This is a genomic window from Halorhodospira sp. 9621, assembly GCF_022228055.1.
Taxonomy (GTDB): domain Bacteria; phylum Pseudomonadota; class Gammaproteobacteria; order Nitrococcales; family Halorhodospiraceae; genus Halorhodospira; species Halorhodospira halophila_A.
This window is the reverse complement of sequence record NZ_JAJNRD010000044.1, coordinates 1-10080: the sequence shown is the minus strand read 5'-3', so window position 1 is coordinate 10080 and position 10080 is coordinate 1. Positions and strand designations below refer to the sequence as shown.

Below are 10080 nucleotides of genomic sequence, written 5' to 3'. Positions count from 1 at the left end.
AATTGATCCGGGTGTTTTTGGAAAACTGCAGGCAGGGGCGTTCATGCGCAGGATGTTGCGCGAACCCGCCTGATCGCTGTGGATCCTCAATGAGCAATCTCGGCAGCTTAGAACGTGCCTCGGGTGGCGCTTTACGTTCCGGCTGCCGCACTCGGGGCAGGTACTGGAGCTGCCCCGCTCACCGCTTCGCACCATCTGGATCCCCGCTCGCGCACAGTGCTTCTCCAAGATATGGAGAACCCGAGAAAAGCCCCAGAAATTATGAATGCGCCCATTCCAGGTTGCCCCATAGCTCTTATCGCGACGGATATCCTTCGGCCAGCCGACATAGACGGTGCCGACCCGATGGGCCGCGAGGGTACGGACAATCCGGGCAGCCTGTGCTTCCCAGGCGTGTTCCAGCCGAGTGCTGCGCCGCTGGTGCATACGCCGAAGCCGCATCGAGGTCCGCTCTGCCTTTGGCCGATGCGCCAACTCTTGCTGGTGGGCTGCGATCTGCCGCCCCCAGTAATCCCAATCCTTGAGCATCTCACGGCCAATGAAGTGGATCGAAGAACCAACGCCATCGATGGAAACGCTGGCTGCCACACGGACACCCAGGTCGATAGCAGCTTCCCTGCTTCGGGGCTTTAAGGCATTGTCCGGCTGATCCACCGTGTACCGGAAATACCAGCGGCCCCGGCCCGGATCATGAGCCATCTCCGCACGCCCTTGTTTGCCCCGATAGCGCTGCAACCCACGATGGGGCAGCCGTAGCCGCCCGTGGCCACCGCGCAGGTCGGCCGGCAGGGTCATCTCAACGCATTGGGCATCAACAGCGTAGGAGCGGGCACACTTGATCGGAATCCAGCCATCAGGCCGTGATCCATCACGCGCCTTGCGGTAGCGAGGAAGACCGGGTTTATCACTCAAATCGCCCCGCTTCCATAGTGCCCGAAGCCTGAAATAGGATTTCCAGGCTTCATGGACCTTTTTGATGACTTCCTGGCGAATGTCACTCGGTAACGCCAAGAAGTTCTCATCATCTCGCATCAGCGCACACAGATCGCCATACCCTGGCACTTTGTGGCCACCAAAAAAACGCTGCCGACACTGGTAATTGGTCGCGTTCCACAATGCCGAACACCGCACACCAATTACGCGCAGAGTGCGTTCCTCTTCACGACTTGGCAGCATGCGAAGACGATTGCATTTCATGGGATTATTATATCACAAAGCAAAGAAAACCACTTAATGATTGCAAGCAGCGCTATCCCTCCTCGCCCTGAAGGACGAGGCTTCCCGCGCTTTTGTGGTGAGTGTCTCAAGACACCCAACTGTTGTATGGCTGCGATTCGGGAATACACGCAAGGCAGAATTGCTTCAATGGTTCGAGCCGCTACTACCGCGAATGATGGCGGCTATTGGATGGCGGCTATTGAGCGAGGCGAGACGTTGATCGAAATTGACTGAGTTGAACAGCGCTGTTTCTCGGCACATAAGCGATAGCGAATAGGCCGGGAATATTCGCCGAATTTTGCAAAACCCGTTCTAAATCAATAATTTATAAACAAGCCGGCTTTGCAAAAATCGCCTCTTCGGTTGCAGATTTCGTCTCAGCTGCTGAATCCTGCAAGGGTCGATCGGAAGTCGCCCCGGGCTAAAGCGCACATCCCCCGCAGCGGAAGATTGCAAGCTCCGCTTGCAATCTTCCGCACTTCACGATGCCGGGCAACCGGCCAAGCACGCAAGCCGCGCAGCTAGGAGCGACTGCCGGGTCGCCCGCCCCAGGCGCGGGCGAGGACATCCGAGTGGATCGGGCCGAGGCTGTGGCCGTAGTAGAGCAGCAGGGTGCCCGGGTCGCGGTGGCCGACCAGTTTGGCCAGGGCGAGCCACGCCTCGCCGCCGAGCCCTTCGGTACTCGCCAGCGCCTCAGGCTGGCGCAACGCCGGCAGCCGCTCCAGGGCGGTATCGGAAAACATCCACGCATCGCGCTCAAGCAGCTGATCCCGGAAATCCCGGTACTGCGCCGCGTGCCCGCGCAGCAGCAGCCAGGAGACCATGCTGTGGCGAAGCAAATGGAAGTCCACCCCCTCGCCCAGGATGGGGCGCAGGACCTCGAGCAGTGGGGCGATCAGCCCGTGGTGGCGGTACCCGCGCGCATTGCCCTCCGGCCCAAATAGCGCAACGTCCTGCGCTCGCTCCCAAGGGAACTGCTGAAGCCGGCGCTGCGCCCAGCCCTTGATCTGCGCCACCGGCCCCGGCGGCGCCAGGGCGTGGAGCGGGATCCGCCGCCGTGCCGCCGGCGTCTTGCCGGATCGGATCTCCACCCAGCACTCGGTGGCATCGACAAAGAGATCGCCGAGGGTCAGCGCGCAGACTTCCGAAGCGCGCACACCGGCGTAGAAACCAAGCGTCAGCGCCGCGGCCCATTGCGCGTACCGCGCATCGTGCTCGCGGCTTACCAGGACGCCGTGGGCGTACTCGAACTCGGCGGGGGTGACGATCGCCGTTCGCGCCGGGGTGTGCGCCGCACCTTCGCGTGTTGTGCTCAGCGCGAACTCGGCCTCGGCCAGCCACCCGCCGGCCTGCTGGCCGTAGCGCAGCAGCTCGAACCAGGTGGTGCGAAAGTGCTCGGCGCTGCGAGGACTCCAGCGCCGCGCCGCGACCACGCACCCGGTGACCTCCTCGATGGTCTCATCGTCCCAGTCGCGCAGATCCAGCACCTCCTCGATGCCCAGCAACTCCGGTGAGGCGATCCGGCTGTAGTAATCGGCGAGGGTCTGGACCTTGACCCCATCACGGAGCAACTTGTCAGCACCCCAGCCGAGCGCCAGCTGCACGATGCTCGCCGGGTAGCCCAGCGCATCGGCGCGTTCGAGCAGCGCCGTGCACGCGGCCAACGCCTCATCCCGTGCGCGGGCGGGCAGCGTCCCGCGCGCCGTCTGCAGCGCGCGCATCCGGCCGATGAAGGCATCGAGGAGATTGCGCGCACGACGCGGCCAGTCCTCCGGCCGGGGCATCGGATCGTCGCCGATGGGGCCCGGTTGCGGGCGCTCCACCGCCCCCTCGCCCGGCCCTGGACCGTGGTGTGCTGCCGGGCGCAGGAGCCGATCCCCAGGCCGACGCTGCGCGGTCTGCACGGACCAGTCCAGACGGGCACCGGTAACCGCGCGCGCCGCCGCCGGCAACGGGAACGCCGCGAGCAGCTCCACCCAGGCCGCCGGCACGCCGTAGGCCAGCGGCAACAGCCGCCCGGCGTGGGCGAAGCGCTGCCACCCACGGACGGTGGCGCCGGGGGCCCGGCGCTCACGCTCGAAATGCGCGGCAAAGGCGGCAAACGCATCGCGCAGCCACCGCCGAAGCATGCGTTCATAAGCGCGGACCGTTGCCGCGTCGTCAGGCGGCGTTGCGCGCTCGAGCACCGGGGCGGCCACCAGCCGATCGCCCGCCGCCCGCGGACGCGGGGGCAGGTGCTTGCGGCACGCCTTCGGCGGCCGGACAGGGTGCACCGCCCCGCTGAAATCCGTCGGCTCGACCGGCAGCGCCAGCGTCCCGTCCCGATCGACATCGGCCCAGCGCAGGCGCGCCAGTGTACCGACCATCACGCGTTCGCCCATTCCGACCCGTGTTGTCAGACGCACGGCCAGGGCAAAGAGCCGGTCTGCTGAATCGGTATCGGTGCGCCCGCGCAGCCAGGGATCCAGGTAGGCATCCAGCGCGGCGGCGGTGATCTGACAGCGCAGCTGCTCCGGGCTGACCGCTAGCGTCGAGGGCCGGGGCTCGAGGATCGGGGTAACCGGCAGGACCGCCTCGATCCGGCCCGTCTGATTGAGCCGCTGCAAAAGCCGCCGCAACCAGGCCCGATGCCGGCGCCTGGATCGGCGCTGCGGATCAAAGGTGGCCTGCTCCAACGCCCTGAGCCCCGGCGCATCCAGGCGCCCCTGCTCATCGAGCGCCGCCGCGAGGGCATCGACGACCCGCTCCCAATGCGCCGCATCCTCGAGGCCCAGCGCGCGGCGCTCCGGCTGCAGGGTTTCGATCAACGTCGTCCGATCAAAGGACATCGGCAACCCCTCGGGGCTCATGGACCATCGCACCCGCGGCATCCAGCAGCTCCGTGAAGGCCCGGTACACCGCCGCGGCGTCGAAACCCTCGGTACTGCCCGGCGCCCAGACCCCCAGACCCGCGCGGGCGTGGCCGAGCACGGCATCGACCTGCCGTTGGGCTAAGCGCTCACGCAGCACCGTTGCCACCGTGTGCCGCGGGGCATTGCGCGCCTGCCGATCCGGTTCGAGACCCGCCTCGCGCAGCGCGGCCTCCAGGCGCGGCTGGGTGAAGAGCCGGCACTCGACCGTATCACGGCGAAGACGGACCAGTTCCGCGGGCAGCGCTTGCTGCGCCGTCGGGCGTTGATCGGTCACCGTGAAACCGCGGCGCTCAAGGAGCTGCGCCACAATCCTGCGCACACGCTCATGGACCTGCAGCTGCTGCTCCAGCGGACGGCAGACCGGGATCACGCGCCGCTCCCGGTACACCCCGCTCGATTTGTCCGCCAGGTACGCGGCCGGGTGCGCTGCGGCGAGCACACCACGCTCGGCGACGACCCACTCGGTGCGCGGCCCGATCGGGCGAGCCCCGGTGGCCAACAGCCAAACCAGGCTCGTGTAGGCCGCGTGCAGACGAACGACCTGCAGCAACTTCTCCGCGCAGCGCGGATCATTCGGGGGGAGCTGGAGCAGGTGCGCCCCGACGCTGTCGGCACCCCGACGCAGACGGCGCAGCCACGGCTCGTAAGCCGCTGGCGGGATCGCCCGCCCCGACCCGGTCGATGCCGGCTCCACCGCCTCGGACGACTCCGGCTCGAAATGCAGCGTCGCGCGTCGTTGCGCAAGATCGAGGTCGCCGCCGGCCCGCTGGTCCACGGCCTGCGCCCATTCCTCGGTGACCGCCTCGAACACCCCCTGCAGCTCGCCGGATGCGAACCGGCGGTAGGCGGCGGGGGCGTTCTGCGCCAGCCCGAAGCGCCCGGTAAGGGCCCGTGCGGCGACCGCATCACGGGCGTGGGCCTCGATCCGCAGCTCGGCGCTGGCGCGCAGGCGGTCTGCCGTGGGCAGCAGCCCCGGCGTACCGTCGAGGGCACGGCGCAGGCGGCGGTTGATGCGACCCGGTTGGCCCGTAAACGGTGCTTGGTGCGGCGCATCGGCCAAGGCCTGCGCAATGCCCGCTGGCAGGCGCAACGTCACCTGGCAGTTGGCCCCGGTCCCGACCGCCACCGGCCCATCGAGCAGCCGATAGATCAAAAGCCCGGCGCTTTCATGCGGCGTCTGACCCTCCGGGGCGCTGCCCGCCCGCTGCAGTGCAGCGAGGCGCTGCGGCGGCAAAGCGGTGGTCAACAGCAGCCAGGCGTACGCCCAGTCCAGCGGATCCTTGGCCAGCACCGACAGCGCCTGGACCACGCGCCCGGTCGGTAGCCGGTGGAGATCCGTCGGGGTGTTCAACACGGACGTGGCGGCCAGGCGCGGGCCGTGGCGCTGCGCGAAGCGATCATCGGCCTCGTTCAGAGCGGAGGGCTGCTCGCGCACCCACGTTTGCGGCTGATCCGGGTCCGCCGGCTCGGCCTGGCGACGGGTGCGGGCATCGCGGCGCTGCCGGTAGCGTGCCGACGCCAAGGTGCGCTGCGCCGAATCCTCTTCCCCGGGCGTGTCTTGCCCCGCCGTCCGGCGTCCGGACGGCGAAGCGCCGCGCTGCCAGTCGGCGCGCTCGAGCAACGGCGCACGCAGGATCTCCGGATCCGGGCCGCGCGGGCGTTTGCCCGTGGGCTGATACACCTGGTTGACCCCGACCTGCCGCTGGCCCTGCAGAAGCTCGAAAAACAGCCGGGCATCGTCCTGCTGCTTCGCATCAAGCGTCATGGCATTCAGCGCCTGCCAACAGACCCGCGCCCCCTCCTCCGGGGCCACGCCGGCAAGCGCGGGCTGACACAACTGCAGGCAGCGGCGCACCGCGAGCAGCTGGCGATAGTAGATCTGAGCGTTGTCACCGGGGCTGGTGCGGAACCAATCCACCAGCACCCGCCGCGCTGGCGGCTCATTCGGGAAGACGCGGGTGATGGCCGCGTGCAGCGGATACGGCGTCCGGTAGCGCTGGGGATAGCCCTCGGGCACGCCGAGGGCCCCCACGCGGCTGCGCAGCTGCTCAAGGGGAAAGCCGGCGGGTGGGCCGTAGTCCTGCGCGAAGAGCGGCAGGCTATCGCGCAGCGCTGCCTGGCAGACCGGCGGCAGGTGCGTCGCCACCACGGCCATGATCGCATCCCGCAGCCGGATATCACCCAGGTCACGCAAGCGCTCCCGCCACTGCGCGCATACGGCATCAGGAAGCAGCGTGCGTTCGCCGTCAACCATGCTCCATCCCCGATGCGTGTTCCGCGAGACGCTGGCGCACCCGCACGACAAGCTTCTCCACTTTTTGCCCGTCATCCCAGGGATACTGCGGATCAGCCATAGTGCGCACGATCTTCGGTGCCACGCATTCACCAGCTTTATCCTGGGCAGACGCCAGCGCGTCCACAACTTCTTGAAGGGTCGGCAACCCGTATTGCTCGCACAGCCCTAATGCATCCCACCGCGCCAGAGCAGCCTGCCAGATCGACGCGTCCACCTGGCTGCTGCTGAGCACCTGAGGGACCGTGCTGTCTGCCGATTCTTCATCCATGGTCGGTTCGCTTCGTGCAGGCTCCCGCGCGGCTTGCGCGGTGTTGACGCTGCTTCGAGGACTGCGGTACTTCTCCAGCGACGAGCGACTGACTGTGTGCCGGAGAATCAATTGCTCCTGCTTGGCCGTCAGCTGACCATCCCCGGACAGATCGAAGAGTTTGCGACGGATCACCGAGCGCAGGTGCGCATCCGAGCGCAGCCAGTCGATCGCCTCCCGCCAGCTGACGCGAGATGTCAGTAACGCCGGCTGCACAGAGCCGCAGAAAAAACGCAGTAGCGCCTCCAGTTCCGGCGCCTCCAGATCGCTCTTGCAGATCGCAAGCGCTCTGAAGCGGGACTTTGGATGCACGACTCCAGCTTCCTGCGCCACGACGAGCGGATTCAGCAGGTCCCGTCGCTCGTCCGTATCAAACAGGATCGGCGGGGTGGCCGGCAAGTGAAGCCCGTCAGCCCGCGGCGCTCCCCGCACCGGGTCAACCCGATCCGGCGGCAAAACCTTCGGCGCCTCAACGAATACCTCTCGGGCGGGAATCCGCACCGACTCGTAAAGGACGATCTCACCCAGTTGACTCATGGCAGTTACCTCCGAACCAATCAGCCCGTGCTGGAGGCGGGCCTCGCATCCGCCTCGTCTCCTCGCGCAGAGCCGATCACTGCCGTGAGCGCGCCGCTGCGCTGAGGATCAAGGGGATTTTCGAGTCGGTTCGGAGCCGGGTATGTCACCAATCACCCTGAATTGAGGGGCATTGGTGCATCAGCCCTGGGGCGGGCGCGGGCGAGCGCCTTGGAGGTTGCCCCGCCCGACCGCGTGTGATGGAATCTCCGTTCACAGGTTGAACACCCTAGCGAGACGGGCTTGCCCAGGCGTCACCGTCCCGGCGGTAGCGTGCCCAACCCCCGCCCCTGTTATTCACTGTAAAGCCGTTCAGGAGCCCCCTTGCTCAAGAAACTCCTCAGCCTGCTCAGCCGCCAAGAGAAGCGTCGCGGCGCCCTGGTGCTCGGGATGGTCGTGGTCATGGCGCTGCTCGAGACCGCAGGCGTCGCCTCGGTGATGCCGTTTTTGAGCGTGCTCGGCAACCCAGAGGCCGTCGAGACCAACCCGGTCCTCAACCAGCTCTACGTCGGCCTCGGCTTCGAGTCGGTGGATACCTTCCTCATGGCCCTCGGCGCCGGCGCCTTCGCGCTGATTGTCTTCTCGGCGGCGTTCCGCTCGCTGACCATCTACGCCATGAACCGCTGGGCGTGGATGCGCATGCACAGCCTCAGTGAGCGGCTGCTGGAGACCTACCTGCGCCAGCCCTACGCCTACTTCCTCAATCGCCACAGCGGCGACATGGGCAAGAGCATCCTCACCGAGACCCAGCAGCTTCAAGAACAGGTCATCAGACCGGGTTTGCATGCCCTTGCCTACGGCATAGTGGTGATCTCCATCATCACCTTGCTGGTAGTCATTGACCCAGTATTGGCCGTCAGCGTTGCGGTGGTGCTTGGCAGCATGTACGCCCTCATCTACTGGGGCGTCCGCGGCTTCCTGGATCGCATCGGCCGCGACCGGGTGCGGGCCAACCAAGAGCGCTTCCAGGCCGCTGGCGAGGCCCTGGGCGGGATCAAGGACATCAAGCTGCTCGGCCGCGAGCACGCCTACCTGTCGCGCTTCCGCGGACCATCAATCCGCTTCGCCAGGCACCAGGCCACCAGCCAGACGCTCTCCCAGGTGCCGAAGTTCTTCATCGAGGCAGTGGCCTTCGGCGGCATCATCGCCCTAACCCTGGTGCTCATGGCCACCCATGGTGGGGCGACCGGCGGCGGGCTCGGCGAGGTGCTGCCGGTTCTCGGGCTCTACGCCTTCGCCGGCTACCGGATGCTGCCGGCAGCGCAGCACGTCTACCAGGGGCTGGCCAAGCTGCGCTTCGGCGGCGGCGCGGTGGACGCGGTCTACGACGACCTGCACCGCCGGCAGGCGCTGGCCGAGATCCGCAAGCAGCCGCTGGCGCCGCTGGTCCCACAGCACGAGGTAGCACTGGAGAACGGCCACTACACCTACCCCAACGCCACGGCGCCGGCGCTGCAGGGGATCGACCTGCAGATCCCGGTAGGCAGCTCGGTAGGCCTGGTGGGCAGCACCGGCGCCGGCAAGACGACGCTGGTGGACGTCATCCTCGGGCTGCTGCGCCCGACCGAAGGCGCCATCACCGTGGACGGCGAGCCGGTGACAGACACCAACCTGCGCGCCTGGCAGCAAGCGCTGGGGTACGTGCCACAGGAGATCTTCCTCACCGACGCCTCGGTGGCCGAGAACATCGCCCTGGGCGTACCGCCGGAGCGCATCGACCATAAGCAGGTGGAGCGCTGCGCCTGCATGGCGCAGCTCCACGACTTCGTCGTCCACGAGATGCCGCAGCAGTACGAGACCGTCGTCGGCGAGCGCGGCGTGCGCCTCTCGGGCGGCCAGCGCCAGCGCATCGGCATCGCCCGGGCCCTTTACCACGACCCCAGCGTGCTGATCTTCGACGAGGCCACCAGCGCCCTCGACAACGTCACCGAGCAAGCCGTGATGGAGGCGATCGACGCCCTCCACCACCAGAAGACCATCATCCTCATCGCCCACCGGCTGAGCACAGTGCGCAACTGCGATCAGGTGATGCTGTTGGAGAAGGGGCAGATTACGGCTGCGGGTGGGTTCGAGGAGTTGCAGGGACAAAGCGAGCGGTTTCGGAAGATGGCGGCAGGAGCAACAAACACACCCGAACATATCCAATAACCCCAAACAGCGTAGAAGACAAGGACACTTACGACTTGAGCACTGGCAATCCGCACGGCCCCTCTCTAAATCAGCACTTCCCCAACGCCATAACCACTGTTGGCATAATAGGCCTAGCTACAGCTGTCGACTGGCCCTGTCACTTAAAAACGCGTTTTCGTGACAGAAACCTTGGATGCAAGGAAGCGGTCAGTGAAGCGATTACGTGGTTTTTTGAAAATGAGGAATAAGGAATTATCTTAGAAGACGACACAGTACCGAGCCGGTCTTTTTCTGTCTTTGCGAATCACTACTAGACAGCTACAAAAACGACGAACGAATTGGCCAGATATGCGGAACTAATATTTTGGGTTGGGCACCTTATAACACGTCATATTTCTTCTCAAGAACCAAAAAGAGCTGGGGGTGGGCCACTTGGAAAAGAGTGCGGGAGAGACTAGACCTTCACTTGGGTTGGGCAGGATCCAAAAAAAGAAACGCTGTAATACGCAACATGGGCCCTGGTTTTAGATCGGAAAGAAACTGAAACAACCTAGACGCCCCCTCTGCCAGGGTAGTTGGAACCTCAGCTGTTAGAGTCTTAAATGTCAATGGCCACCGTCTCGGACCCACTTTTGGACATA

The 10080-nt window shown here is 65.9% G+C and carries 5 protein-coding genes; 1 reads left to right on the top strand and 4 read right to left on the bottom strand.

Going from position 1 to position 10080, the window contains the following annotated elements; all coding sequences use genetic code 11:
• The 4 genes from LRF89_RS12380 to LRF89_RS12365 form a co-directional block, all read right to left on the bottom strand.
• The coding region (locus tag LRF89_RS12380) for an RNA-guided endonuclease InsQ/TnpB family protein (RefSeq protein ID WP_238637259.1) at positions 1-1197 on the bottom strand (1197 nt) is incomplete at its 3' end.
• A gap of 542 nt (positions 1198-1739) precedes the next feature.
• The gene (locus LRF89_RS12375) at positions 1740-4046 is read right to left on the bottom strand and encodes a site-specific integrase (protein ID WP_238637258.1); all 2307 of its coding nucleotides are present in this window, start codon (positions 4044-4046) and stop codon (positions 1740-1742) included.
• Positions 4036-6384: a hypothetical protein gene (locus LRF89_RS12370; protein WP_238637257.1), complete on the bottom strand. Its 2349-nt coding sequence runs from the start codon at positions 6382-6384 to the stop codon at positions 4036-4038. Before LRF89_RS12370 ends, LRF89_RS12375 begins: the two co-directional genes overlap by 11 nt.
• Positions 6377-7270: a hypothetical protein gene (locus LRF89_RS12365; RefSeq protein ID WP_238637256.1), complete on the bottom strand. Its 894-nt coding sequence runs from the start codon at positions 7268-7270 to the stop codon at positions 6377-6379. The genes LRF89_RS12370 and LRF89_RS12365 overlap by 8 nt, the downstream gene beginning before the upstream one ends.
• A 363-nt stretch (positions 7271-7633) precedes the next feature.
• Here LRF89_RS12365 and LRF89_RS12360 point away from each other — a divergent pair, with 363 nt between their 5' ends.
• Positions 7634-9457 carry an ABC transporter ATP-binding protein gene (locus tag LRF89_RS12360; RefSeq protein WP_238637255.1) on the top strand — a complete coding sequence of 608 codons (1824 nt, stop codon included), beginning with the start codon at positions 7634-7636 and terminating at the stop codon, positions 9455-9457.
• Positions 9458-10080 lie beyond the last annotated feature (623 nt).

What these genes read in the sequence shown, in the direction of transcription:
- LRF89_RS12370 (WP_238637257.1), bottom strand. Translation starts at nt 6,384, where the DNA reads ATGGTTGACGGCGAACGCACGCTGCTTCCTGATGCCGTATGCGCGCAG.
- LRF89_RS12375 (WP_238637258.1), bottom strand. Translation starts at nt 4,046, where the DNA reads ATGTCCTTTGATCGGACGACGTTGATCGAAACCCTGCAGCCGGAGCGC.
- LRF89_RS12365 (WP_238637256.1), bottom strand. Translation starts at nt 7,270, where the DNA reads ATGAGTCAACTGGGTGAGATCGTCCTTTACGAGTCGGTGCGGATTCCC.